Origin of the sequence: Oceanisphaera profunda, assembly GCF_002157895.1 — a bacterium.
GTDB lineage: Bacteria > Pseudomonadota > Gammaproteobacteria > Enterobacterales > Aeromonadaceae > Oceanimonas > Oceanimonas profunda.
The window spans coordinates 1,829,799-1,855,077 of sequence record NZ_CP021377.1; the positions used below are offsets into that span (position 1 = coordinate 1,829,799).

General features: G+C 49.5%; 22 protein-coding genes. 14 read left to right on the forward strand and 8 right to left on the reverse strand.

Features of this window, described 5'->3' with window-relative positions:
- Positions 1 to 54: 54 nt before the first annotated feature.
- Together CBP31_RS07905 and CBP31_RS07910 are read left to right on the forward strand one after the other, a co-directional pair.
- Positions 55 to 588, forward strand: coding sequence for a TRAP transporter small permease subunit (locus tag CBP31_RS07905; RefSeq protein ID WP_227874968.1), 534 nt, complete (start codon positions 55 to 57; stop codon positions 586 to 588).
- A complete protein-coding gene (locus CBP31_RS07910; protein WP_227874969.1) occupies positions 581 to 1,894 on the forward strand; it encodes a TRAP transporter large permease in 1,314 nt (437 codons plus the stop codon). Before CBP31_RS07905 ends, CBP31_RS07910 begins: the two co-directional genes overlap by 8 nt.
- A 46-nt stretch (positions 1,895 to 1,940) precedes the next feature.
- Here CBP31_RS07910 and rsuA read toward each other — a convergent pair whose 3' ends face one another.
- The 3 genes from rsuA to yihA are packed head-to-tail and all read right to left on the reverse strand — an operon-like array spanning position 1,941 to position 3,971.
- Positions 1,941 to 2,630: a 16S rRNA pseudouridine(516) synthase RsuA gene (gene rsuA, locus CBP31_RS07915; RefSeq protein ID WP_087036115.1), complete on the reverse strand. Its 690-nt coding sequence runs from the start codon at positions 2,628 to 2,630 to the stop codon at positions 1,941 to 1,943.
- 16 nt (positions 2,631 to 2,646) lie between these two features.
- Positions 2,647 to 3,306 (reverse strand): GntR family transcriptional regulator, encoded by a 660-nt coding sequence (locus CBP31_RS07920; protein WP_087036118.1) that lies wholly within the window; start codon positions 3,304 to 3,306, stop codon positions 2,647 to 2,649.
- Positions 3,307 to 3,344: 38 nt separating this feature from the next.
- Positions 3,345 to 3,971, reverse strand: a complete 627-nt coding sequence (gene yihA / locus CBP31_RS07925) for a ribosome biogenesis GTP-binding protein YihA/YsxC (RefSeq protein WP_087036120.1) — start codon at positions 3,969 to 3,971, stop codon at positions 3,345 to 3,347.
- A 143-nt stretch (positions 3,972 to 4,114) separates the two neighbouring features.
- Between yihA and CBP31_RS07930 the strand changes: the two genes are divergently transcribed.
- The 4 genes from CBP31_RS07930 to hemN all read left to right on the forward strand — a co-directional run bounded on the left by CBP31_RS07930 (position 4,115) and on the right by hemN (position 7,692).
- Positions 4,115 to 4,732 carry a c-type cytochrome gene (locus tag CBP31_RS07930; protein WP_087036122.1) on the forward strand — a complete coding sequence of 206 codons (618 nt, stop codon included), beginning with the start codon at positions 4,115 to 4,117 and terminating at the stop codon, positions 4,730 to 4,732.
- Between the two features lie 499 nt (positions 4,733 to 5,231).
- Positions 5,232 to 5,852, forward strand: coding sequence for a Der GTPase-activating protein YihI (yihI, locus tag CBP31_RS07935; protein WP_087036124.1), 621 nt, complete (start codon positions 5,232 to 5,234; stop codon positions 5,850 to 5,852).
- A complete protein-coding gene (locus tag CBP31_RS07940; RefSeq protein ID WP_087036127.1) occupies positions 5,849 to 6,307 on the forward strand; it encodes a DUF2489 domain-containing protein in 459 nt (152 codons plus the stop codon). The genes yihI and CBP31_RS07940 overlap by 4 nt, the downstream gene beginning before the upstream one ends.
- A 14-nt stretch (positions 6,308 to 6,321) precedes the next feature.
- A complete protein-coding gene (hemN, locus tag CBP31_RS07945; protein WP_407668737.1) occupies positions 6,322 to 7,692 on the forward strand; it encodes an oxygen-independent coproporphyrinogen III oxidase in 1,371 nt (456 codons plus the stop codon).
- Between the two features lie 288 nt (positions 7,693 to 7,980).
- On the opposite strand, the gene add is transcribed toward hemN, so the two are convergent.
- From add to glnL, 3 genes are all read right to left on the reverse strand, one after another.
- Positions 7,981 to 8,970 (reverse strand): adenosine deaminase, encoded by a 990-nt coding sequence (add, locus tag CBP31_RS07950; RefSeq protein ID WP_087036132.1) that lies wholly within the window; start codon positions 8,968 to 8,970, stop codon positions 7,981 to 7,983.
- A gap of 89 nt (positions 8,971 to 9,059) precedes the next feature.
- Positions 9,060 to 10,538: a nitrogen regulation protein NR(I) gene (glnG, locus tag CBP31_RS07955; RefSeq protein WP_087036134.1), complete on the reverse strand. Its 1,479-nt coding sequence runs from the start codon at positions 10,536 to 10,538 to the stop codon at positions 9,060 to 9,062.
- Between the two features lie 32 nt (positions 10,539 to 10,570).
- Positions 10,571 to 11,764, reverse strand: coding sequence for a nitrogen regulation protein NR(II) (gene glnL / locus CBP31_RS07960; RefSeq protein WP_087038671.1), 1,194 nt, complete (start codon positions 11,762 to 11,764; stop codon positions 10,571 to 10,573).
- 276 nt (positions 11,765 to 12,040) lie between these two features.
- On the opposite strand from glnL, the gene slyA reads away from it, so the two are divergent.
- The 3 genes from slyA (at position 12,041) to CBP31_RS07975 (ending at position 14,706) form a co-directional block, all read left to right on the forward strand.
- Positions 12,041 to 12,496 carry a transcriptional regulator SlyA gene (gene slyA, locus CBP31_RS07965; protein WP_227874970.1) on the forward strand — a complete coding sequence of 152 codons (456 nt, stop codon included), beginning with the start codon at positions 12,041 to 12,043 and terminating at the stop codon, positions 12,494 to 12,496.
- 11 nt (positions 12,497 to 12,507) lie between these two features.
- Positions 12,508 to 13,557, forward strand: a complete 1,050-nt coding sequence (locus tag CBP31_RS07970) for an HlyD family secretion protein (protein WP_087036136.1) — start codon at positions 12,508 to 12,510, stop codon at positions 13,555 to 13,557.
- 120 nt (positions 13,558 to 13,677) lie between these two features.
- The gene (locus CBP31_RS07975; RefSeq protein WP_087036138.1) at positions 13,678 to 14,706 is read left to right on the forward strand and encodes a DUF2955 domain-containing protein; all 1,029 of its coding nucleotides are present in this window, start codon (positions 13,678 to 13,680) and stop codon (positions 14,704 to 14,706) included.
- A 284-nt stretch (positions 14,707 to 14,990) separates the two neighbouring features.
- On the opposite strand, the gene glnA is transcribed toward CBP31_RS07975, so the two are convergent.
- Complete coding sequence (gene glnA / locus CBP31_RS07980; protein ID WP_087036140.1) at positions 14,991 to 16,400, reverse strand: glutamate--ammonia ligase; 1,410 nt, start codon at positions 16,398 to 16,400, stop codon at positions 14,991 to 14,993.
- A 490-nt stretch (positions 16,401 to 16,890) separates the two neighbouring features.
- Here glnA and typA point away from each other — a divergent pair, with 490 nt between their 5' ends.
- From typA to CBP31_RS08005, 5 genes are all read left to right on the forward strand, one after another.
- Positions 16,891 to 18,720 carry a translational GTPase TypA gene (gene typA, locus CBP31_RS07985; protein WP_087036142.1) on the forward strand — a complete coding sequence of 610 codons (1,830 nt, stop codon included), beginning with the start codon at positions 16,891 to 16,893 and terminating at the stop codon, positions 18,718 to 18,720.
- Positions 18,721 to 19,176: 456 nt separating this feature from the next.
- Positions 19,177 to 20,079 (forward strand): virulence factor BrkB family protein, encoded by a 903-nt coding sequence (locus tag CBP31_RS07990; RefSeq protein WP_087036144.1) that lies wholly within the window; start codon positions 19,177 to 19,179, stop codon positions 20,077 to 20,079.
- Positions 20,079 to 21,038, forward strand: coding sequence for a prolyl aminopeptidase (pip, locus tag CBP31_RS07995; RefSeq protein WP_087036147.1), 960 nt, complete (start codon positions 20,079 to 20,081; stop codon positions 21,036 to 21,038). Before CBP31_RS07990 ends, pip begins: the two co-directional genes overlap by 1 nt.
- Positions 21,035 to 21,472, forward strand: a complete 438-nt coding sequence (gene dtd, locus CBP31_RS08000) for a D-aminoacyl-tRNA deacylase (protein WP_087036149.1) — start codon at positions 21,035 to 21,037, stop codon at positions 21,470 to 21,472. The genes pip and dtd overlap by 4 nt, the downstream gene beginning before the upstream one ends.
- A 141-nt stretch (positions 21,473 to 21,613) precedes the next feature.
- Complete coding sequence (locus CBP31_RS08005; protein ID WP_087036151.1) at positions 21,614 to 22,504, forward strand: bifunctional GNAT family N-acetyltransferase/hotdog fold thioesterase; 891 nt, start codon at positions 21,614 to 21,616, stop codon at positions 22,502 to 22,504.
- Positions 22,505 to 22,733: 229 nt separating this feature from the next.
- Here the strand turns inward: CBP31_RS08005 and CBP31_RS08010 are convergent, their stop codons facing one another.
- Positions 22,734 to 24,773, reverse strand: coding sequence for an AsmA family protein (locus CBP31_RS08010; protein ID WP_087036153.1), 2,040 nt, complete (start codon positions 24,771 to 24,773; stop codon positions 22,734 to 22,736).
- Positions 24,774 to 25,279: the final 506 nt, after the last annotated feature.

Here is a 25,279-nt window from a genome sequence, read left to right on the forward strand (position 1 = left end):
ATTTAATATGATAAATGACGCCTAACGGTGTCACTTATTAATAGGATATGAGTTATGAATAGACTTTTGTTTCGCCTAGAATTCGTATCTGATTTTTTAGCAAAAGTGTCGATGGCTATGGTCGTGATGCTAGTGGTCTCCATTTTATATGAAGTGATTTCTCGTTATGTTTTCGATATGCCGACATTATGGTCATTTGACATATCTTACATGCTTAATGGTTCTTTATTTCTTCTAGCCAGTGGATACTCTCTCAAGGTGGAAGCGCATGTAAGAATTGATTTTCTTTCAGCTAAGCTTTCCTTGCGTCGCCAACAAATAATAAACTTGTTTTTCTACTTTTTTATGGTTGGTCCAACATTTATATTGTTAAGTTTTGTAGCTGTAGAAAAAACAATGAGTGCGTGGGTAACTGGAGAAGTTGAAAGTGTCAGCCCTTGGGCACCCTTGATTTGGCCTTTCTATGGTGCTATTGCAGTGGGCTTAATTTCACTCTCCATACAAGTATATATTGATGGGTTCAGGTATTTGTTGGGCACCAAGACGCCGGGTGAATCAGTAATAAAGGATGAGGTTGCACATGATTGAGTTAATTCCACTGTGGATGTTTATCCTCCTGTTTATATTTGTTTTTCTCGGAATTCCTGTGGCGCTGTCTCTTATTGTGACCTCGGTAATTTTCGGTTTTTTTACCTTTGGCGATATGCTGTTTAATCAGCTTTATGGTGCCATATTACATACCGCCTCTAACTTTACCCTAGCCTCTATTCCATTATTCATATTAATGGGGGCCATTCTAGAGAAGACGGGACTGGCGTTAAGGTTATTTCAGGCTTTACAGCTGTGGTTTGGCCGTCTGCCAGGCGGTTTAGCGCTATCTACCATAGTCATGTGTGCCATTTTTGCCGCGGCTTCCGGTGTCGTCGGTGCGGTGGAAATCGTGGTGGGTATGATGGCTTTGCCTGCTATGGCTAAGTATAAATACAGCAAGGGACTAATGGCGGGTACGGTTTGTGCTGGTGGCTCACTCGGCACCATCATTCCTCCTTCTATTGTAGTGGTGGTTTACGCCTCCATGGCTCAGTTGTCTATTGGCCAATTATTTGCGGCCAGTTTGATCCCGGGCTTAATGATGGTTGCCTTCTTCATGATCTATATTGTTGGCGCCTGTTATTTTAAGAAAGACTTAGGCCCGGCGGTGATACTGGAACAGCCAGTACCATTGTCAGAAAAGCTACTGATTACTTCCAAGGCTATTTTGCCCCCGCTGTTGTTGATCTGCTCGGTACTGGGTTCTCTGCTAATGGGTATCGCATCACCGACAGAGGCGGCAGCGGTTGGCGCCGCAGGTGCAGCACTGATTGCCTTAGTGTTTAGAGAGCTGTCTTGGCCGAGTTTTTACGGTGCATTGAAAACCACCATACAGATCACCGCCATGATCATGATGATTGTGGTGGGCGGTACTATGTTCACCAGTATCTTTGCGGTGTCCGGTGGCGGTTGGATGATAGTCGATGTTATTAGTCGTCTGGATATCGGTATTTATCAACTTACTTTTATCCTGATGGCGGTGATTTTCTTGGCGGGGTTCGTGTTGGACTGGATCTCGATTGTGTTGATTTTTGTGCCTATTTTTACGCCCCTTATAAAAACGGCCGGTATAGACCCAATCTGGTTCGCCGTGATGTTTATGGTGGTCATACAGACTTCCTATCTGACGCCACCCATGGCACCTTCAATTTTCTATCTTAAGTCAATCGCACCAGCTGATATGACTTATCGTGATATGTATAAAGGCGTGGTGCCCTTCGTCATCTTGCAACTGTTAGTACTATTAGTGGTCGTTATTTTTCCGGCTGTAGCAACCTACTTACCGAGTTTGATAGCGAATTAAATATTTAAGTCTTGTGAATAAAAACAGCGCCTTAAAGGCGCTGTTTTTATTTGATGCTTGAGACTTCTTCTGGCGTCAAGTGCCGCCATTGTCCTGGCTCTAGGCTGTCATCCAGCACTATCTCGCCTACTTGCAGGCGGTGCAGCCCCACCACAAAGTTACCGACTGCGGCAAACATACGCTTCACCTGATGATACTTACCTTCTTGTATGGTCAGTAGCACGCGGGTGGGGGTAATAATTTCAAGCTTTGCCGGCAAAGTGAGCTTGTCTTCGCCGTGCAGCATAATGCCCTCGGCAAACTGCGTTGCCACGTCTATAGCTAATGGCTCGGCTAAGTCCACTTGATAGACTTTTTTACAGCCATGCTTAGGCGCACGTAAACGGTGAGACCATTGGCCATCGTCGGTGAGCAACAAGGCCCCGGTGGTGTCCACGTCTAAGCGGCCTGCACACTGGATACCTCGGCATAATTCCGGCGGTAATAGCTGGAGCACACAAGGATGGTCCTCATCTTGAGTGGAACTGATATAACCCGCCGGCTTGTGCAATAGCACGTAACGCGGTTTGGGCTCACCTAATAGGCGGCCTTCTATACGCACTTCTTGGCCGTCGATTTGCTGGCTACTATTCTTAACGACGATGCCATCTACCGTGACGTCGCCCCTGTGTAAGGCTTTTTTGGCAACAGAGCGAGTCAGGCCTGTGGCTTCAGATAGAAATCGATCAAGTCGCATTAGACTTCCAATATAATCAGCAATCTTGTTGCTGTTGTTGATGTAGTAGGCCTACGATATCGTCGGCTGCGAACAAAATATGGCGGCGTAGCAAATCGCAAGCTGCGGTGATGTCACCTGTACGGCATAGCGCTAATAATTCGCCATGCTCTGCTTCGGCTTTCTGTACTCCCGCTGCATGTAACAAATGAATACGCACATAACGATCGGACTGAGTATTAAGATGAGTGATGAGCGCCATGGTTTCCGGCTTATCGGCAGCTTCATATAAAGCACGATGAAAAGCGAAGTTATGATCGCTCCAATGGTCGATTTGGCTAGACGTATCTAATAGATGATCCAGTTTGATCAGTAGCTCTTGGGCATCATCTAACTGTTCTGTCGTTAGCTTAGGAATAGCGGCCGCTAAAATATGGCACTCTAGTAATACTCGTAGCTCAAATAGCTCTAGAATTTTTGGCGCAGATAGCTCAGTAGCATAAGCGCCTTTATGAGCTTCAAACTCAACTAACCCTTCCGCCTCTAGCGTTAACAGCGCCTCGCGTACTGGAATCCGACTTACGTTAAACTCTTTGGCTAGGGCATCTTGGCGCAATGCCGCTCCACCTTTTATCACACCTTGTAGAATTTGACGTCTGATGGCATCAGCCACAAATTGCGTTCTAGTTATATGCATATTATTGCCTGATAAAAGGTGGATGGATTGAACAGATATTACTCTGCTTCAACGGCATTATCTTCATTCAACCAAGCGTGCAGCACTTCTTTGGCGCGGTCTACACCTAAACCTTTCAGTGAGCTAAAAGATTCGACGCGAATATCGCCACCAAATTCTTTTACCGCTTGGCGTACGCGTAATACTTCTGAGTTGCGTGGGCCGGGCTTGAGTTTGTCGCTCTTGGTGAGCAGCGCCAGTACCGGTAAATTACTCTCAGAGGCCCACTCTAATAATTGTACGTCTATGTCTTTTAGAGGGTGGCGAATATCCATCAGCACTACTAAACCTTTAAGGCTGTCGCGTTTTTGTAAGTAAACAGACAAAGCAGCCTGCCATTTTAGCTTCATTTCTTGTGGTACTTTGGCGTAGCCATAGCCGGGTAAGTCGATTAAACGTTTGCCTGGGCTGAGCTCAAACACGTTAATCAGCTGAGTACGACCGGGCGTTTTACTGATGCGCGCCAGACTTTTCTGCTGGGTAATCGTGTTTAAGGCAGATGATTTACCTGCATTTGAACGGCCAGCAAAGGCAATTTCTACGCCGGTATCGGCGGGCATTTGTGTAATATCAGGCGCACTAGTAATAAAGCGGGCGCTGTTAAAACTTATCTGTTTGTTATCCAATATGAATTCCTCTGGGTTCTGGTGCCGCTTTGCTTACTTTCTTGCAAAATAATTGTAGAATGGTGTCGTTTTTTGAATCGCATTGTAACATGCCCTTGTCGGTATGTGATCTGGAAGCTCTTACAACGAGAAGTCGCAACGTCATGAAAAAAATTGTTTTCACGCTAGCCTTAATGCTCGGAGTGGTTGGTGTCGCCCAAGCTCAGGGCGACGTAGAAGCAGGTAAAGCCAAGTCAGCTACTTGTGCTGCTTGTCATGGCCCTGATGGCAACAGCCCCATCGACATGTACCCTAAATTATCGGGTCAGCATGCCTCTTACTTAGCTAAGCAATTAGTTGAGTACAAGGCTGCGGCCACCGGTGGTGAAGGTCGCGCCAACGCCATCATGGGCGGCATGGCCATGCCTTTGTCTGAAGAAGACGTAGCAGACTTGTCTGCTTACTTCGCCAGCCAAGCCATTACGCCAAACGCAGCTCCTGAAGATGTTATCGAGCAGGGAGCAGCTTTGTACCAAGGTGGTGATATCGAGCGCGGCGTTACCGCCTGTATCGCTTGTCACGGCCCACGGGGCGAAGGCTTAGAAGCCGCTAAGTTTCCTAGCTTATCTGGCCAGCACCCTAAGTACATTGCCGAGCAGTTACATCTGTTTCGCAGTGGTGAGCGTAACAACGACCCGAACGGTATGATGCGCAGTATAGCGGCCAAGTTGACCGATCAAGACATAGAAATTTTGTCTAAATACGTATCTGGTCTGCGTTAATACTCAGTGTTGGGGGCCAAGTGCCCCCAGCTTGCTCTGGTTTCCTCCATGTCTGCCCTGTGGCACGACCTGAACTGCCTCCTTTGCTCTCATTCTGAACCGCCTTTATTTTGGCAGGATGCCGCTTGCGCTGATCTAAAGCGACACCGGCTTTGCCTTAATTTTTGTCGATCCTGACGATTAGCTGAGGATGAAGGTAAAAAAGCAGCATAGGTTCTGTACTATATTAACCAGACACATTAACAATGCATGCTCAGCCTGGCATATATAGCTAGACAGGGCACTGGCGGTCTTTTACTGCACCTTGGCCGCGGGCTGATTTGATGACCAAACAGGCTGGTGAGCAACGCTCATTGGCACAAAATACCAGTTCTCACTGCCGCGAATTTTGCCAAGACTCAGTGCTTGGCGTAGCCGCTCAGAGGGGCTAGCTATCGAATAGCAGGATATCGAATTGATCGATATCGCTGTAAAAATTTTTGTATATACCGGAGTCGATATGACACGCATGAAAAAAACCCGTAGCCCGGGTGCCGTGGTAGCCCGTAAAGATAAGCGGGAAACAGCAGAGCAAAGTAAAGAGCGCCAGCGCAAGGCCGGACGTAAAGGTTTAGCTGCCGGTTCACGCCAAAATGTGCCAGAGCTAAAATCTCAGGCAAATGAGCAGCAGACGCCAAAAGATCCACGACACGGTTCGAAAAAACCGGTGGCCTTAGGTGTGACTAACGAGCCAACGGCTGCTCAGCTACAAGCCGCAGCTGCTAAAAAAGCCGCCAAGGCCGAGCAGAAAGCCGCAGCCAAGCATGATATCGCCAAAATAGAGGTGATAGACGAGGCAGAACTCACGCCCGAGCTAACGCCAGAGCAAGAATTAGAACAACTCGAGAACGACGACCGTTTAAATGGTTTGTTGGATCAAGTAGATGCCGGTAAGAAGCTCAATAAAGCCGATGCCAGCTGGTTGGATAAAAGACTTGCCCGCCATCAGCAGCTGCTTGAGCAACTGGGTTTGCTGGACGACGAAGATGAAGAGTCCGAGGAAGGCGATGACTTATGGTCACGTTTTATGGATGCAGAGTTTGATCCTGCGCAATATGAGGATAAGGAAGATAAGTCATGATCTCTGTTTGGTTAATTGCCGCCCTTGTGGGCGGCGTTATCATCTTGGCCTTGGGTATTTATGCGGGCAAGTTACTGGCACAGGTGAAGTCACAAACCTTGCGCCAAACTCAAGCCGTGAGTGCGCGTAATGAGCGCATTCTAGAAAGCATTAACACCATAGCGCTGGCCGTAAGCCAAGAGCAATGTAATGAGTCGGAAGGCGCGATTCGTTTAACTAACCTGCTGAATGCGCTGCAGTTTAGCCAGCCACGCGATTTTGAGCGGGAATATCCAGCCCTGTATGAGCTGTATGAGAAAGTAAAAGACATGCCTACGCATGAGGCTCGAAAAAATTATAAGCGCAATGAAATTATGCGCCTAGATATACAACGCGCCGGTTTTGAATTAGAGCTGGCAGCACAAATTAAAACTGAGGCAAAGCAGCTGTCGGGGCTAACACTGCCCGGCGCGTAAGCCGGGGAGAGTTGATGACCGCACAAATTGCTTGGGATCAGGCGCTGATCGAAAAATATAATTACTCTGGGCCGCGTTATACCTCATATCCCACGGCGCTGGAGTTTAATAGCGACTTTGGCATGCCCGAGCTGGAAGTGGCCGCCGGCCGTTATCCTGATCGCCCCTTATCTTTATATGTGCATATTCCGTTTTGTCATAAGCTCTGCTATTACTGCGGCTGCAATAAAGTTATTACTCGCCACCAGAGCAAAGCCGACCCTTATCTCGACTACTTAGAGCTAGAGATTAAGCGTCTAGCGCCCTTGTTTGCTGATCGAACCGTGACCCAATTGCACTGGGGCGGTGGTACTCCTACCTTTTTAACTGAGCCGCAAATTCGCCGCTTAAATAGCCTGTTACGCGAGCATTTCAACTTTGCCGAGCAAGGCGAATACAGCATCGAAATCGACCCGCGTAAAATTGAGCTGAGCTTATTAGATGTGCTCAAAGAGGTGGGCTTTAATCGCATCAGTTTAGGCGTACAAGATTTTAATAAAGCGGTGCAGCAAATGGTCAACCGCGACCAAGATAACGACTTTATCAAGGCGCTGGTGCTGCGCGCCGCCGAGTTAGGCTTTCGCTCCACTAACCTCGACTTAATCTACGGCTTGCCGCTGCAAACCCCTCAAAGCTTTCAACACACCTTAAAAGAAATAGTGGCGCTCAAACCCGCTCGCTTATCAGTGTTTAACTACGCCCATATTCCGAGCCGCTTTGCTGCCCAGCGCAAATTGAATGAGGCGGACATGCCCACTCCTGCTAATAAATTATTGATGCTTGAGCAAAGCATTAACTTTTTAACCGCAGAAGGTTATCAGTTTATTGGCATGGATCACTTTGCGCTGCCCGATGACAGCCTCGCCATCGCCCAGCGCGAAGGTAAATTGCACCGTAACTTTCAGGGCTACACCACTCAAGGCGACTGTGATTTATTAGGTTTAGGGGTGTCGGCGATCAGCATGATTGGTGATGCCTACTCACAGAATAAAAAAGACATAAAAGAATATTACGGCCAGCTGGATGCGCTCGGCCATGCGCAAACTGTGGGTTATGCCTTAAATGAAGATGACTGTTTGCGCCGGGATTTAATCAAAACCCTGATTTGTAACTTCGAGCTGGAATTTGCACCGTTAGAGGCCGCGTACCACATCAAGTTTACCGATTACTTCGCTGACGATTTAGTTTTGCTGCAAACTTTTATCGACGATGAATTGGTCACGCTCAGCGACACCGGCATTAAAGTGACGCTCAAGGGCGAGCTATTGATCCGCAATATCTGCATGTGCTTTGACGTACATCTACGCCGCCAAGCCAGAATGCAGCAATTTTCGAGAGTGATTTAACGGCAGCGCCGAGCACCAAGCTTAAACAAAAACACCGAGCTCAAAACTCGGTGTTTTTGTTTGTGCCGTCATACTGGTACTGAATCAAGTTCAGCATGACGGCCCCGGTATCTCGCACTTAGCCCTAAATCCACAACCAAGATCCTGATTTTCATCAGGAAGACGGCAAAATAAAAAATAACCACCGTACTCTGTAGTCCTGCGCTTTAGCTGCAGCTCTTGCGGAGCAAGATAGGTTTTTTGGTTAGCGCTAGCGGAGGGCATAAAGCGGACGGCGTATGGCGTTTTTTAGCTTGGCGCTAATTTAGCTCTTTGCTCGGCACTCATAAACGCCATCGCGAGGGCATTTTCTTGGCAGCGGCGAAGGTGTGCGGGGGTTAAGCCGGCGGCGTTAGCGGCGGTGCTGTATTCATGGCGCAACTCTATGCCGTGCACTGCGGGGTCGTCGGTATTTAAACAGACTCTAATATCGCGGGCTAAAAAGGTATGAATGGGATGGGCGCTTAAATCTGACACGGTACTGGTTTGCAGATTAGAGGTGAGGCAAGATTCTATGCTGATATTGTGCTCAGCTAAATAATCGAGCAAAGCTTCATCCTCTATGGCGTTTACGCCGTGGCCGATGCGCTCAGCACCCAGTTCTTTAATGGCTTGCCAAATACTGCTGCTGCCAGCGGCTTCGCCGGCATGCACTGTTACGCGCAGACCCGCATCGCGCACTCGCTTAAAATGCGCCACGAATAACTCTCCGGGAAAACCCAACTCATCGCCGGCTAAGTCTATTGCCACTAATCTGTCTTTATAGGCCAAGCAGGCTGCCAGCTCTTGCTCACAAGCGGCTTGGCCAAAGGTGCGGCTCATAATACCGATTAAGTTTACGGGAATACCAAAGTCACGACTGCCCGCCGCTACGCCATCGAGCACGGCTTCTACTACCCCTTGTGAGTCTAGATCGTGATGCATGGCCATATAACCTGGGCTAAAGCGCAGCTCCGCATAATGAATGCCGGCCTGGCTTAAGTCTTCGATATTTTCATAGGCTACCCGCCGGCAGGCATCGTAATTGCCTAACACTTTCACGCCCCAGTCGAGCTTGGCCAGAAACGAAACTAAATCCGGTGCATTATCTTGCACCTGCACATGAGGGCGCAGGCCCGCCAGCGTATTGGCGGGCAGCTGCATCTTAAAGTGTTGGCCCAGCTCTAAGATGGTATTTGGGCGAATATTACCGTCTAAATGCCGATGCAAATCCAATAACGGCAAGCGGTCGTCAATCATAGTGGCGCTCCTTAGATCTGGGTGAGGGGTGAATGGTAAGGCGTGAGGAGTAGCTGATGTTGAAGATCCGAGTTTTTGCACCTCACTCTTTACTCCTCACCCTTCACATTCAATTTGCGCGTCAGCGTGTTGCGACCCCAGCCTAGTAGTTTGGCGGCGGCTTGCTTATGGCCTTGGCTATGAGCAAGCGCGCAATCTAGCAATATTTGCTCCACTTCTGGTAATACGTCAGTTAACAATCCCTCTCGGCCTTGACTAAATTCTTGCTCGGCCCACAGCTGTAAGTGTAAGCGCCAATCGGGGACTTGGCTGATTTGCGGTGCGGCTTGTGCACCGGATTGAGTGCTGGCCTGACTGTCGCTCTGAATGCCGGCTGGCAATACAGACGCTGCGCTGGCTTGTAATTCTTCGGGCAAGTCGCCGATCAGCACTTCTTGGCCTGAGGCCATCACCGTTAGCCAACGGCAGACGTTTTCTAATTGGCGCACGTTACCGGGCCAAGGTAGCGTTTGCAGATACGCTTTTGTATCGGGATGCAGACTCTTTGCTTCCACGCTCAGCTCATTGGCGGCTTGGGCTAAAAAGTGTGCGGCTAACTGCGGAATATCTTGCGCGCGCTCAAAGAGTGCGGGCATCAAGATGCGGATCACATTCAGTCGATGAAATAAGTCCTCTCTAAAACCCCCAGCACTGACTTTGAGCTCTAAGTCTTGATGGGTAGCGGCAATAATGCGCACATCGACGGTCAGTGCTTGCTGGCCGCCGACCCGATAAAATTGGCCGTCCGCCAGTACGCGCAGCAGCCGAGTTTGAACTTCTAATGGCATGTCGCCAATTTCATCGAGAAACAAGGTGCCGCCGTTGGCCTGCTCAAAGCGCCCTTGGCGAATACTATTGGCACCGGTAAAGGCACCTTTTTCATGGCCGAATAATTCTGATTCAATCAAATCTTTAGGAATCGCCGCCATATTCAGCGCAATAAAAGGCTGCTTGGCCCGCGGGCTGTGCTTGTGCAACGCCTTGGCCACCAGCTCTTTACCGGTACCGCTTTGGCCATTGATTAACACCGCAATTGAAGAGCGGGCCAGCCGACCTATGGCCCGAAACACCGCTTGCATGGCCGGAGCTTCGCCAATGATTTGCGGTGTGCGGCTTATGGTTTGCGCAGCACTGGGTGCCTGCTGCTCTTGGCCATGAGTGATGGCTCTATTTACTAAGGTCAGCGCATGGTCGATATCAAAGGGCTTGGGCAGGTATTCAAAGGCGCCATGTTGATAAGCCTGTACCGCGCTGTCTAAGTCCGAATGGGCGGTCATGATGATCACCGGTAAGGCTGGCACTTGCTGATGAATGCGCGTTAATAGCGCCAAGCCGTCCAATTCAGGCATCCGAATATCAGACACCACCACTTGCGGTAGCGCTTGTTTGAATACGGCCTGTTCAAGGGCGGCTAATAAGCTGTGGCCATCGCTAAAGCTTTGGTAGCTCAGATTGGCGCTAGCCATGGCGCGCTCTAATACCCAACGAATGGCGCTGTCGTCATCTACTATCCACACTTGTGCTGTCATGAGTTCTCTTCTTGCCTAAATGAGTGTCTAAATTAGTGCTTCAGTGGCAGATAAATAATAAATTCCGTATGGCCGGGCCGACTGTGACTTTCGATACGGCCATTATGTTGCTGAATAATATCTTGAGCCAGCGATAACCCTAAGCCAGTACCGCCTTGGCGCCCCGTCACCATGGGGTAGAACAAGGTATCGCGCAATATCTCTGCGATGCCAGGGCCGTTATCAATAATGTGAATGGTGGCGGCCAGTCGATAGCGCTGACCTTGTAGCATGACCTGATGCGCGGTGCGGGTTTTCAACAAAATTTGCCCAGTAGAAAACTCGGCTTGCTCAGTTAATGCTTGAGCGGCGTTGCGCACTATATTCAGCAGCGCTTGCTCCAGCTGCTCTGGCTCGACTTCGAGCTCGGGAATGCTGGGATCATAATCGCGGACTAAGGTGATGGCGGCGGGTAATTCTAGGGCCACTAATTGGCGCACTCGCTCTAATACTGCGTGCAGATTTACTGCTTGGCGCTGCCCCATACGCTGTGGGCCTAATAGTCGGTCAACTAAGTTAGATAAGCGATCCGCCTGCGCGATGATCAGCTGGGTAAATTCTTTAAGGTCCCCACGGCCTAGCTCTTGTTCTAATTCACGTTCTAATAATTGCGCCGCGCCCCGCAAGCCGCCGAGTGGGTTTTTTATTTCATGAGCTAGCCCGCGCACTAGCTCGCGGGCCACTTGTTGTTGGGTGCGTTGCTGCAATTCTTGGCTGATTTTTTTTTGCTGATCGATCAGATGAATTTCAACCAGCGCTAAGCCTTGGCTCAAGGCAGGCCGAGCGACCTGTTCTGGGATTGGATGATCGGCTGAAGGTTTATCAACAGCGGGCGAGCAAAGAACAGCCGCCGGCAAGGGTGTAACACTCACCTCTACCCAGCGGGAAAGGCCTTCAATGGTGAGTTGTACTTCGCTGTCAGTAAAACCTTGTTCAAGACTAATGCAGTGACGAATACGCGCTAAATCCAGCGACATATCTAAGGCCGCGTCCTCATCATGCAGATACACAGCCCCACCTTGTAAGCGACGTTTACTTAGCGGCAGCAATTGTTCGGCGGCGGTATTAGCGAACAGCACCTGCAATTGAGCGTCCACCACTAACACCCCCGTGAGCAGATTGTCTAACAGGGCTCTGCTTTCTAGCGTTAATGCGGATGATAGGTTACTGGAAGGATGATCTGACATTATGGCCATAAGCGTATTTTCAGCACTCTTGTTAGTCCTCAGCGAAGGTGGCGTCTAGAGTATTGCACCAGTTTGGTGCGCCATTCTAGCGCGGATCAGCGAGCGCTGTCGCTTGGGTATTACAGACATTAGCGGGTGCTGAATCAAGGGTGACTGAAATCAGTAGATACAAGTCGCTACATTTAACAGGTTGCCTGACACGGCGGCATGTTGAAACCGCATATTAAAACAGTAAATAAAAGTTTGTCTGATATGGATAGCAGGAATATAATTAGCATGCTAACTAGTTTGGAGGTGGTGATGAAAACTTTAGGCATGACGCTTTCTTGCTTAGTACGCCAGTGGCGCTGGGTAAATGATGAACGATTGAAGCCATTAGGTCTTACCCAAAGCCGCTGGATTACCCTGAGTCATCTAAAATATGAAGATGGTATGCAGCAGCATCAGCTGGCGCGCTTGGTGGGCGTAGAAAGCCCTTCGTTAGTACGCACCCTCGATGGCTTAGAGAGCTTAAGCTTGGTAGAGCGTCGCCCCTGTGAAAATGACAGACGCGGTAAAACCGTGCATTTAACGGATGCCGCCAGCGAGCTGGTGACGGAAATGGATCGAGTACTGGATGACACCCGAGCACAGGTATTAGCGGGCTTAAGCACACAAGAAATTAAAGAGTTCACCCGTATGGTCGAGCATATTAATGACAACCTGCACCGGCTAACAAATCACAAAGGCTAATTGAGGTACGAATGACACCAGAACAAAGTTTTAGCCGTTGGGTAAAAATCGCATTAAGCGCATTTTTTGTGCTGTTTGGCTATTTTGTGATAGCCGATAATTATCTACCTATGACCACAGAAGCGCGCATTCAGCGCTACGTGATACCCGTATCGTCACGGGTATCTGGCCAAGTAAACCAAGTGCATGTGCTGAATAATCAGGAAGTGGAGCCGGGTCAGGTGTTGTTTTCACTGGACGACAGTGATTATGCCTTAGCGGTTAAGCGCAGTGAATTAGCGCTGGCCCAAGCCAAATCTGAGCAGCAAAAGGCTCAGTCTGGTCTTGCCGAAATTAAAGCTGAGCTGCATCAAACTGAGCTACAAGCCAAAGAGCAGGGCCGTGAAGCGGCGCGGATTGCGCGTTTATTTAAGTTAGGGCATATGTCAAAGCAACAACTTGAGCAGGCCAACACCAAAGTTAGCTTAGCGCGAGAGACCAGCGCCGTGTCCAGAGCACGACTGCAAGAAGTGGAGCAGGGGCAGGCGGTGGCCAGCATCATGGTACAACAAGCTGAAGTGGCTTTGAGTCAAGCGCGCGTTGACTTGGATCGTACGCAAGTACGCGCAGAAACGCCCGGACGCATCGGTAACTTGCAGTTACGCCAAGGCCAGCATGCCACTGCCGGTCAACCTTTAATGGCGCTGATCTCTGATCAAGGCTGGGTGAGCGCGGATTTACGAGAAAAAAGCCTGCGTCATGTGAAAGCTGGCACCCCTGCGGATGTTATTTTTGATGCACTGCCCGGCCAAGTATTTAAGGGGCATGTGCTCAGTATTGAAAGCGGGGTGCGTGAAGGCCAAGAATCGGCAGATGGCTTATTGGCACAAACCGTGAGTTCGGATCGCTGGGTGCGTGATGCGCAACGGCTGCGCGCCAATATCGAACTGGACGAAGCTTGGCCAGAACTGGCCACCGGCGCTAAAGCCACCGTGCAGTTATATCCGATTGATAATCCCATTTTTAATGTTTTGGCCGTGATGCAAGCGCGCGTGGTCAGCGTATTGCGTTACCTTTATTAAACAAGAGTTAAGCGTGAGCATTAAATTCCAAAACCAACAACATCACACTGATTTTGTAGAGGCCGCTTTAGCCGGCCGGTTTTGTGCAGCAAAACTTAAGCGCTTAGCGGAGAGTCAGTGATGGAATTAACCCAAGATAAGCTACGCATCTGCTTGCGCGTCGCCTTTGCCAGTGCCACCGGCTTATTAATTAGTAAGCTGCTGAACTGGAACTTTGGCGTATTTTTTACCGTTTATCCTATGTTGCTGTTAGGCATGATACCGGTGTTAAATCGCTTTATCGCGCTGCAGTTTGTTGCATCTTCTTTGCTGACCTCGCTGGAAATCATGATCTTGCCCAGCCTGCTGCATCACTGGCCACCGGCCTTTACCGTGGTGGTATTTTGTCTGTTTTTAGGTCGTTTTTTATTGATGGCCAAAGGCCCACTGATGTTATTTGGTGCCTCAGGCTGCGTCAGTTTAAGCATCATGCTGCATTTTTCCAGTTATGAGCACTTTAGTCTCACCGACATGGCCACCATGAACATTACGGCTTCGGTATTGTCGGTGGCTCTGGCTTATATTGGCTACGCCTTCTTGCCCAATAAAGAGCCACTGGTGATGCGGGCGGCACCGGCTAAGAGCAATAACGTGATCCGCCATCAGGCTTTGCTCGGCGCCATTGTGGCCACCTTAAGCTTTACCGTTTTTCAATCGGTGGACTTAGTAGACTCGCTGTCGGCGCAAGTGGCGACGGTATTAATACTCTTCCCAATGAGCTTTATGGGGGCGGTGGAGTCTGGGCGCATGCGCTGCATTGGGACCTTATTAGGCTGCGCACTGGGCTTATTAACACAGGTATTCTTATACAGTCATTATCATAATCTGGTGCTGCTTAGCCTATCGTTTTGGCTGTGCGCCATGGTGTTTGCCCGCTGGCACGTTAAAGAAGGTGTATCAGGTATCGGCTTTGCTGGACTCACCACCACGGGCATCTTGTTCGGCCAATATATCTCGCCAGAGCACGACTTGGTGTACAGCGCCTTATACCGCATGAGCTCGATGACCCTCGCCATCTTAGTCACCCTATGTTGCGTGTATTTGGTACACAAGTTTTTGAACCTGTTTCCCTCGACGCGGTATGTAATCATGCCCTCCGGGCAGCCGTAAGCTGTCAGCGATTAGAGAAAGAAAAATCTATCCTGCTGCGCAGGACCGCCGAAGTCCTCTTTACTAAAGAGACGAGCGGCTACAAAGTACCTATCTTTTGTAGGTGCCAATTTATTCGGCACGGTTTGGTATTTTTTGATCAGTCTAGGCCAAAGAAAATCGAAGCCGAACGCAGATAGCGTTCAACAAATAAAAAACCCCGAGCTTTTGGCTCGGGGTTTTTATTGGCTGCAGCATAAGGGCTGACGGTTGTGGTTTACCCCTCCCGCCTCACCCCTTACACATCACACTGAATAGTAAAGATCATATTCCAGCGGGTGCACGGCCATGTTAATGGTCTGGGCCTCACTGCGCTTCAGTTTAACGTAGGCATCCAAGAACTCATCGCTGAATACGCCGCCACGGGTTAAGAACTCTCGGTCTTCGTTCAAGCAATCCAATGCATTGTCCAGAGAGGTGGCTACGGTTGGAATTTCCGCCGCTTCTTCTGGTGGCAAGTCATACAAGTCTTTATCCATGGCATCGCCCGGATGGATCTTGTTTTGAATGCCGTCTAAGCCTGCCATTAATAGTGCGGCAAAGCACAAGTAAGGGTTGGCGGCCGGATCTGGGAAGCGAGTCTCGATGCGGCGTGCTTTTGGCGAGTTCACCAACGGAATACGAATCGATGCTGAGCGGTTACGGGCCGAGTAAGCCAGCATGACTGGGGCTTCAAAGCCGGGCACCAAGCGTCGGTAGGAGTTAGTAGACGGGTTGGTAATGGCGTTCAGCGCGCGAGCATGTTTAATGATGCCGCCGATATAGAACAAGGCCATTTCTGATAAGCCGCCATACATATCGCCAGCAAACAGGTTGACGCCGTTTTTGGCCAACGACTGATGCACGTGCATGCCAGAGCCGTTATCGCCCACTAATGGCTTAGGCATAAAGGTGGCGGTTTTATTAAAGGCGTGAGCCACGTTATGCACGACGTATTTGTAAATTTGAATTTCATCGGCTTTTAGCGTCAGGCTATTAAATTTACAGGCAATTTCGTTCTGGCCGGCGGTGGCTACTTCATGGTGATGTGCTTCCACCACTAAACCCATTTCTTCCATCACTAAGCACATGGCTGAGCGAATATCTTGAGATGAGTCGATAGGCGCCACTGGGAAGTAACCGCCTTTCACGCCGGGTCTATGGCCTTTATTGCCGCCCGCGTATTCTGTGCCTGAGTTCCATTTAGCTTCAATGTCGTCAACTTTAAAGAAGCTGCCAGACATATCGGTATGAAAACGCACGTCATCGAATAAGAAAAATTCTGGCTCTGGGCCAATTAATACCGTATCGGCGATGCCTGAGGCAGTAAGATATTCTTCGGCGCGACGGGCAATAGAGCGCGGGTCGCGGTCGTAGCCGAGCATGGTGCCGGGTTCAAGAATGTCGCAACGGATAATTAGCGTGGCATCATCGGTAAAAGGGTCCATGACCGCGGAGTGTGGGTCGGGCATTAAAACCATGTCTGACTCATGAATGGTTTTCCATGCTGCCATAGAGGAACCATCGAACATTTTTCCTTCTTCAAAGAAATCGTCGTTTACCTGACCGACCGGAAAGCTGATATGCTGTTCCTTACCTTTGATGTCGGTAAAGCGTAAATCGATGAATTTAACATCGTGTTCCTTTATCATGTCCATTACAGTGTCTATTGACATGGATTTCGACCTCCAAAAATAATCATCTTATGGTGGACCATGGGTAGAATCGACTCATGATCCGTTGCCAGCTATAAACGAAGCTACGGCCAAAAAATATGGCCTAATTCAGTGCTTAGCACGATTTAAACGTTGCTTATACACTGAACAAGCGAAATCTATGCCACATTGTCAAAGCTTATTATATAAAGCCCAGCACGGGTTTTATAAGAGCAAATAGTCAGATATTAACACCCAATATTTGTCATTACGCTGTTGAGTAGCTTGGATTAGCAAACCTAGTGGGGGCTAGTCTAATGCTATTTCTGCACCATATTGGTGCGTAGCGGATCTTCTCAGTGCACTGTGTTAGGCGCCGCCCATCATGGTGTATTCGACGTCACTTGGAAAGCGAGCTGATCAGTAATTTTCGATACTTCTAGGTAGATCAGCACTAGCCGAGTAAAATGACAGACCATTTTTTACCCACTTTCGGTATTTTGAGGCAGGAATGTTAGAAAATTTACGTAATATCGCAATCATAGCTCACGTTGACCATGGTAAGACTACTCTGGTAGACAAGCTGTTGCAGCAATCTGGAACCCTAGAGAGCCGCGGCGAAGCAGAAGACAGAGTCATGGACTCCAACGACATCGAGCGGGAACGCGGCATTACCATTCTTGCCAAGAACACCGCAATTCGTTGGACTTCTCCTACCGATGCTCAAGAATACCGCATCAACATCGTAGACACCCCAGGACACGCCGACTTCGGTGGTGAAGTGGAACGTGTTCTGTCTATGGTTGATTCCGTATTGTTGCTGGTTGACGCCCAAGAAGGCCCAATGCCACAAACGCGTTTTGTAACCCAAAAAGCGTTTGCTCAAGGCCTAAAGCCAATCGTTATCATCAACAAAGTTGATAAGCCAGGCGCACGTCCTGACTGGGTATTGGACCAAATTTTCGACTTGTTCGATAACTTAGGTGCCACCGACGATCAGCTGGACTTCCAAGTAATTTATGCTTCTGGCATCAACGGTTGGGCTTCCTTAGACGTGGACGCGCCAGAGCCAGACATGACCACGCTGTTCCAAACTGTCGTTGACCAAGTCCCAGTACCTGATGCGAACCAAGACGGTACGCTGCAGATGCAGATCTCTCAGATCGATTACTCCTCTTATGTAGGCGTTATCGGCATTGGTCGTATCAAGCGCGGTACCGTTAAACCTAACCAGCAGGTCACCATTATTGGTGCCGATGGCAAGACGCGTAACGGTAAAGTCGGCTTAGTGATGGGCTACTTAGGCCTGCAACGTACCGAAGCCACTGAAGGTACTGCCGGTGACATCATCGCCATTACTGGTTTGGGCGAGTTAAAAATCTCTGACACCGTATGTGCTGTGGGCGCTGTAGAAGCCTTGCCGCCATTGTCGGTAGATGAGCCAACCGTAACCATGACTTTCCAGGTGAACAACTCTCCGTTTGCGGGTAAAGACGGTAAGTACGTGACTTCACGTAACATCATGGAGCGTTTGAACTCTGAGCTGGTACACAACGTAGCACTGCGCGTTGAGCAAGGTTCAGATCCAGATAAGTTCCGCGTATCTGGCCGTGGTGAGCTGCACTTGGGCATCTTGATCGAAAACATGCGTCGTGAAGGCTTCGAGCTGGCAGTATCTCGCCCAGAAGTAATCTTGAAAACAGAGAACGGCGTTAAAATGGAACCGTTCGAAAACCTGACTGTAGATATCGAAGAAGTCAGCCAAGGCTCCATCATGGAGAAACTGGGTGAGCGTAAAGCCGAAATGACCAACATGGTGCCAGACGGTAAGGGTCGCGTGCGCATCGACTTTATTATCCCAGCCCGCGGTTTGATCGGTTTTCAAACCGAGTTTATGACCCTGACTTCAGGTTCTGGTTTGATGAACCACAGCTTTGATCATTACGGTCCGCACAAAGGCGGCACTATCGGTGCTCGTACTAACGGCGTACTGATTTCTAACGCTACCGGCAAGGCATCTGCCTACTCACTGTTTAACATTCAGGAACGTGGCCGTTTGTTTATCGACCACGCCACCGAAGTGTACGAAGGCATGGTAATCGGTATTCACAGCCGTGCTAACGACCTGACTGTTAACTGCATTAAGGGTAAGCAGCTGACCAACGTACGTGCATCAGGTACTGATGAAGCACTGACCCTGGTTACGCCTATCAAGATGACCCTTGAGCAGTCGTTAGAATTCATCGGTGACGATGAGCTGGTTGAAGTAACGCCAAACCACTTACGTATTCGTAAGCGCGGTTTGACTGAAAACGAGCGTAAGCGCTCTGGTCGCGATTAATCTCGACTAATATCAGCTAAATAGAAGGGCGCCTAAGGGCGCCCTTTTTTATGCCCGAAGGGCAGCGGTACGCCATACGTTTAACGCCGTAAGTTAAAGACAAGCACCGCCCCTTGCAGCCTACCGGACTTGCGACCATATCTCGCACTTAGGTATTAGCATCAAAAACGAGATCCTGATGTGCATCAGTAAGACGGCTTAAATACAAAAAATACCGCCCTATGCCGTCTTACCGAGCTCGCCTCGGTATCTCGCACTTAGGCACTAATATCAAAAATGAGATCCTGATTTTCATCAGGAAGACGGCATAAACACAAAACACGCCGGCCTTTGCTGTCTTTCAGTATTTTAAGACTAGTTTTGTGAGGTAGGTTTGCAGGCAATTCATATCCGACTGGCACTGATGATGGTTAATTTGCCACAATAAGAAACATTTACGGAAGCCTTGAGGACTTTATGCGTCAATTTATCGCGCAATTACTGCATCGACTGCATTTCCTTCGCGATCATGGTCGAGAGTTTAGTTGTTTTATGTGGCGTCGAATTGAGGATGATCGACTCAAAGTCACGGCGGGCTATTTGGCTTATATCACCTTGCTGTCTTTGGTACCCATGTTGGCGGTGGTGTTTGCCATGATGTCGGCGTTTCCTATGTTTGAAGAGCTGCGGTCAACCATACAGCACTTTATTTTTACCAACTTTGTGCCCGCCGCCGGTGATGTAGTACAAGAGAAAATTCAAAGCTTCGTCGATAACGCCTCTAAAACCACCGCTATTGGGGTGGCAGCCTTGGCTTTTACCGCCATGCTGTTGATTTCGGCTATCGATCAAAACTTCAATTATATCTGGCGGGTCACCGAGAAACGCCGCACTTCAGTCGCCTTTGCCACCTATTGGATGATCCTCACTTTAGGCCCGATTTTGGTAGGTGCTAGCCTAGTGCTGACCTCTTATATCACCACCATTCAAGTATTTAATGACGATGTATTAGGCTTAAGCTCATACTTATTATCTGTGCTACCGTTTTTCTTATCGACCGGCATGTTTGTGGTGTTTTACATGGTGGTGCCCAATATACGGGTGCGTTTCACCCACGCCATTTGTGGCGCCTTAGTGGCGGGTATCTTATTTGAAATTGCCAAGCGGGCCTTTGCTTTTTACATAGTGCAGTTCCCGTCTTATGAAGCGATTTATGGCACCTTGGCCACTATTCCTATTATTTTTGTGTGGGTCTATTTGAGCTGGATGGTGGCCTTGCTAGGCGCGGAAATTACCGCAGGCTTAGGCGAATTTGAGCGTTTGCTAGGCAAGCGCTTTGAGGATGTAAACCCAGAAGCCGCCGCGGCAGAGGAGGATTAATGCGCAGCTTATATCCGAGCATCACCCCGTATCAGCAGCATCAACTTAAGGTCTCTGATCGACACACTCTCTATGTAGAAGAAAGCGGCAATCCGCTGGGTATTCCGGTGCTGTTAGTGCACGGCGGGCCAGGTGCGGGCACCAGTGGCGAGCACAGACGTTTTTTTGATCCTGAAAGTTATCGCATTATTTTGTTTGATCAGCGCGGTGCCGGTCAGTCACAACCTCACGCCGAATTAGCGGATAATCACACCCAAGCGCTCATCGCCGATATGGAGCAAATCCGCACTACCTTAGGCGTGGAGTCGTGGTTGGTGTTTGGCGGCTCGTGGGGCTCCACTCTGGCGCTGTGTTATGCCATTGAGCATAGAGATAGAGTGCGAGGCTTGGTGCTGCGCGGGCTGTTTTTGGCGCGTGAGCAAGATCTTAACTGGCTGTATCAGCCAGAAGGCGGCGCGGCGCAAGTGTTTGCCGATTATTACCAAGACTTTCTAAGCCCCCTTGACGGTGAAACGCGCCACTTGCTTAATCATTATTATCGTTTACTCACCAGCAGCAACGAGCTGGCGCGGCTTAATGCCGCGCGGGCGTGGGCGATTTGGGAAGGGCGCATCTCTACCTTGCACCCGCGTATAGACGCAGTAGAGCATTACGGCCAAGCGCACGATGCCTTAGCGCTGGCCAGAATTGAGAGTCATTATTTTATCAATCATTGTTTCATTGAAGAAAATCACATCATTCGCCAAGTGGAAAAATTACGCGGTTTGCCCGCGATATTAATCCACGGTCGTTATGACATGATTTGTAAACCGGCGGCGGCGCTAGAGTTAGCTGAGCATTGGCCGGAATTAAATCTACAAATCGTACCCGGAGCCGGACATTCCGCTTTTGAACCGAGTATTATAGACGCCTTAGTAAAAGCCACAGATCAGATGGTGAGGGAGTTGGCGAAAGCATGATAGCGCTTATTCAGCGAGTGAGTTCGGCGACAGTCACAATCGAAAATGAAACCGTGGGCGCCATTGGGCCAGGGCTATTAGTCTTGCTCGGCGTGGAAAAGGGTGACGATCAAGCCAAGGCCGACAAATTGGTGCGCAAAGTGTTGGCTTATCGGGTGTTTGCGGATGCCGACGATAAGATGAATTTAAATGTCAGCCAAGCGGGCGGCAGCTTGTTGGTGGTATCGCAATTCACCTTAGCCGCCGACACTAACACCGGCTTGCGACCCAGCTTTTCTAACGGCGCCAGCCATCAAGACGCCGAGCATTGGTACCAGTATTTTGTGCAGGCCGCTCGTGCCCAAGGCATGACGACCGAAACCGGCCGTTTTGCCGCCGACATGCAAGTAAGCTTGGTCAACGATGGCCCGGTTACCTTTTGGCTACAGGTTTAATCTTTGATGCGGGTTAATTGCTAACGATTTTCCATCCCTAGCTTAAGTTGGATCTTGGGCTAGATTTCGCCTGTGTGACTGGTAGTTAACCCACATTCATATTCGCACTCACACTCATATTTACAAACATAGGAGCAGACCATGTATCGTGTGGTCACCCCGCAAACGGAAGCGGAACTTGAGGCGTATTATCAGTTGCGTTGGCAATTACTGCGCAAGCCCTGGCAACAGCCTAGAGGCTCAGAGCGCGACGAGTTTGATGAATATGCGCATCATCGCATGATGGTCGACTACCAAGGCAAGCTAGTGGCCGTGGGTCGATTGTATGTGAGTGGCGACGAAGCACAAATTCGCTTTATGGCGGTGGAGTCGGATAATCGCGACCACGGCTTGGGCACGCGCATGGTACAGGCCTTAGAGCAGGTAGCACGCCAGCAAGGCGCGCGGCGTTTAGTGATGAACGCTCGAGAAGAGGCGGTGTCTTTTTATAGCCGCTGCGGTTTTACCGTAGTGGGTGAAGGCCCCATTAGTTTTGGCAAAATTCCCCATCGGCAGATGATCAAAGCCTTGACCTCGATTCATCAAATTCGCCATTGCCCAGAATTGTGTGACGATTTACAACGCGAGTGGCATAAGCGCATCCCGATCACCGAAAAAATGGGCATTAAGATAATCCAATATACCGGTGCTCGTTTTAAGACCAAGGCCAATCTGACCGCCAACCTCAACCTGCATGACTCCATGTTTGCCGGCAGTATTTACAGCCAATGCGTGCTCACTGGTTGGGGGCTTATCTGGTTGCAAATGCAAGAATTTGGCTTAAGCGGCGACATAGTGCAGGGCAGTGGTGATATTAAATTCTTAAAGCCAGTGTGGGATGAACCCACTGCCGAAGTAACAGGCCGATTGCGCGAGCAACTGATCCCGCTACAAGCTGGCGAGCGAGTACGCATCGATCTGCAAGTCACCTTGTATAGCGGCGATCAAGTGGCCGCCACCTTCAACGGTCGCTACGTGATTTTGCCGCATTGATTTGAGTGTGAGAAGTGAGGCGTAAAGAGTGAAGGGTAAAGAAAGAGCCCGGCACCAAGCTACAAGCCTGAGAACAAATACCGCCCTGTGCCGTGTTACCGGTACTGAATCAAGTTCAGCATGACGGCTCCGGTATCTCGTTTTTATGTTTTAAGATCTAAAACCAAAAGCGAGATCCTGATGTGCATCAGGATGACGGCATAAACACAAAACACACTGCCCTCTACTGTTACTCTTCTTCATCCATTTGCAGCGATCGCACACCTTCTAAGATACCTCCAGACAAACCGGATTTAGGGTAGGGCACGTCACCTTGATACCAAGGCTTACAGGGGCTAACGAGCTTGGGCTGATGGATCGTCAGCTTAGGTGCACGCCAGCTTTCGCTTAATTCAATGGCCAGCTCGCGACAGCCTTTATCGTTAACCGCCCCCAGCTCCAGTTGCCAGCCGCCGGCTAAGTCGACCTCGCCGCGCAAGGCCAATAAATAGCGCACACTTTGCAGCGCGCTGCCATCAAGGCGCCAGTGGCCGTTGTTAATGGGTCCTTTAAGTTCGAGCTGATAAATAAAACTGTCGCCTTGGTTTAAGTCCAGCGCCGCCAGTTGCGGGTCTACGCTTTTAGCTTGGGCATAATCTTCACGCAGTCGTTGGCTGAGCCAATTATCTAGCCCCAACTTCTCGACGAACACCTCTTGGCCACTTAAAGCCACTTGCCCCTGCCAGGTTTGTCTATCTTGTACCTCGCCTTTAAGCTCAGCATTAATCTCAACCTTGCCTGAAAAGTTGCGATCCGCCTTTAGCCAGCGGCTTATCGGGCGCAAGGCTAACTCTTGGCCTTTAAGCTCGGCGTCAATGGCGTACGGCGGATACAAACCCAGCTTGCCGCTCAACGTAACTTGGCCTTCCAGTGCATCACTGTTTAGTTCAGTCAGCCACAGATGGGTATCATCTAACTTGGCCTTCGCCTTGCCTTGGCGGGCAATTAAGCTGTTAAAGGCAATTTCACTCCAATTGGCTTCGGCTCGCGCTTGCTTACTTAAAGGGCGCCATTGGCCCGCCGACCAAGCGATATCATTAACAAATAGCTCGCCACCGATGACAGAAAGCGGCAACTTTGGGTCCAGCGATAATAGCTCACCATTACTGATGTCCAGCTTATGTAGCCGTACTTCCGGCAGCGGCCACTTCATGTCCGCTTGCCACACAAACTTGTTATTTTGCAGCGCTAAAGCGTCAATATCGAGTCGGCCTTGCTCTGGGTGCCAGCGCAGCTCGCTGGTCACACTGCCTTCATAGGCTTGACCATTAATATTGAGGCTCAGCTGCTGTTGACTGCTGAGTAACTCGCCTTGGTGCTTATCGAGGCGCAGCCAATCCAGCACGGCTTCATCGGCCTGCCACTGACCACTGGCGTCGGGTAACTGGCCTGACGCCCACTCAAAATAGCGCAGCTCGCCACTGATGTTATTGCTGGTGAGGTAGGGGCTAGTAATGCTCACTTTTTCGAGCTGAGCTTTATTAATCTGTAAGCTCCAGCCCGAGGCAAGTTCTGGCCATTGTTCAAATTGCAGTTGGTTATGGCTAAATTGCGGGGCGTTTAAGATCAGCTGCTGCTTGGGCCAGTTTACGACTACGTTGGACTCAAATATGCCATCAAATAAGCGACTTTTTATTTCAGTTAATTGCAGCTGTTGTTGGCGCACTTGGCCATGAAAAGTCAGTTGCGCCATCTCTAGATTTGGCTGGGTAAGCTGGCGTGCTTGGCCGCTTACATTTACATCTGCATCCCACTGCCAATTACCATCCAATCTTGGCTGCCAATCATGCAGCCTAAGATCGGTGCCTTTTGCCTGCCAACCTTGCCACTCTAGGCTCAAGTTCTTAGTGGTGAGCTCGGCAACGTGAATATTGGCCAAGTTATCTGGCAACTGCAGCGCTATGGCGTCATCCAGCAGCAGTTTGGCATCAATAAGGTCTAAGGTGGCAATGCGTGTTTGGCCGGACAGCGGCGAAAGCGTGGCCAGCTGCACATACACTTGGCGGGCATGAAACCAGTCGCCTAAGCGCACATCTTCTGCCAGCAAGGTATAAGGGTGCAGCGGATTAAAGGTGATATCACCTATAGATGCATCGAGATCGGTGTGCTCGTTAAGCCAAGCCAGCACCGGCTCCTTAAGACGATTGGCATCAAACAGCGTCAACAACAACCAACCGGCGAGCAGTAACACAAGCAAGGTGAGTAGCAGATATTTGGCCAGCTTTTTCATGCAGCATCCCTTTAGAATCCGAGACTTACATCATACCTAGCCAGCCACCCGGAGGGAAACAAAGCAGCGCTATAAGCCGGTGAAGAGTGAAGCGTAAATGGTGAAGGTAAACATGACACCAGCACCAAAACACTGAGAGACCAAAGACTTTTGCCACGGAATACACGCTGCAAAGCATTTCCAAGCTCTGGTAGACCAGGCCGGTACTCGGCACCCGTGAACTAGTACTCACAAAATACAGTTTCATCATCTCTTATCGTGTCGTCGGTTTTGAGCTCCAAATCTTATGCGTGTTCAGCACACAGCAGCAGCTGCCTGAACACTGGTAGATGCTCAAAAATTAGCCGCAATTGGTTAATGAGCATAATGAAGTTTCAGCTGTGCAAGTTTGAGGTTTGCAGATGTAATGTAGAGACAAAACTGAGATTTGTTAGCGCGCTAGGTGCTCAGTGCGCCGTATCATTAAACATAACGCCGTATTATCAGAGGTGTGACAGCAAACTCGA

Coding starts and splice junctions, on each gene's coding strand:
- CBP31_RS07905 (WP_227874968.1), top strand. CDS start 55: ATGAATAGACTTTTGTTTCGCCTAGAATTCGTATCTGATTTTTTAGCA.
- CBP31_RS07910 (WP_227874969.1), top strand. CDS start 581: ATGATTGAGTTAATTCCACTGTGGATGTTTATCCTCCTGTTTATATTT.
- rsuA (WP_087036115.1), bottom strand. CDS start 2,630: ATGCGACTTGATCGATTTCTATCTGAAGCCACAGGCCTGACTCGCTCT.
- CBP31_RS07920 (WP_087036118.1), bottom strand. CDS start 3,306: ATGCATATAACTAGAACGCAATTTGTGGCTGATGCCATCAGACGTCAA.
- CBP31_RS07930 (WP_087036122.1), top strand. CDS start 4,115: ATGAAAAAAATTGTTTTCACGCTAGCCTTAATGCTCGGAGTGGTTGGT.
- yihI (WP_087036124.1), top strand. CDS start 5,232: ATGACACGCATGAAAAAAACCCGTAGCCCGGGTGCCGTGGTAGCCCGT.
- CBP31_RS07940 (WP_087036127.1), top strand. CDS start 5,849: ATGATCTCTGTTTGGTTAATTGCCGCCCTTGTGGGCGGCGTTATCATC.
- hemN (WP_407668737.1), top strand. CDS start 6,322: ATGACCGCACAAATTGCTTGGGATCAGGCGCTGATCGAAAAATATAAT.
- add (WP_087036132.1), bottom strand. CDS start 8,970: ATGATTGACGACCGCTTGCCGTTATTGGATTTGCATCGGCATTTAGAC.
- glnG (WP_087036134.1), bottom strand. CDS start 10,538: ATGACAGCACAAGTGTGGATAGTAGATGACGACAGCGCCATTCGTTGG.
- glnL (WP_087038671.1), bottom strand. CDS start 11,764: ATGTCAGATCATCCTTCCAGTAACCTATCATCCGCATTAACGCTAGAA.
- slyA (WP_227874970.1), top strand. CDS start 12,041: ATGCTAACTAGTTTGGAGGTGGTGATGAAAACTTTAGGCATGACGCTT.
- CBP31_RS07970 (WP_087036136.1), top strand. CDS start 12,508: ATGACACCAGAACAAAGTTTTAGCCGTTGGGTAAAAATCGCATTAAGC.
- CBP31_RS07975 (WP_087036138.1), top strand. CDS start 13,678: ATGGAATTAACCCAAGATAAGCTACGCATCTGCTTGCGCGTCGCCTTT.
- glnA (WP_087036140.1), bottom strand. CDS start 16,400: ATGTCAATAGACACTGTAATGGACATGATAAAGGAACACGATGTTAAA.
- typA (WP_087036142.1), top strand. CDS start 16,891: ATGTTAGAAAATTTACGTAATATCGCAATCATAGCTCACGTTGACCAT.
- CBP31_RS07990 (WP_087036144.1), top strand. CDS start 19,177: ATGCGTCAATTTATCGCGCAATTACTGCATCGACTGCATTTCCTTCGC.
- pip (WP_087036147.1), top strand. CDS start 20,079: ATGCGCAGCTTATATCCGAGCATCACCCCGTATCAGCAGCATCAACTT.
- dtd (WP_087036149.1), top strand. CDS start 21,035: ATGATAGCGCTTATTCAGCGAGTGAGTTCGGCGACAGTCACAATCGAA.
- CBP31_RS08005 (WP_087036151.1), top strand. CDS start 21,614: ATGTATCGTGTGGTCACCCCGCAAACGGAAGCGGAACTTGAGGCGTAT.
- CBP31_RS08010 (WP_087036153.1), bottom strand. CDS start 24,773: ATGAAAAAGCTGGCCAAATATCTGCTACTCACCTTGCTTGTGTTACTG.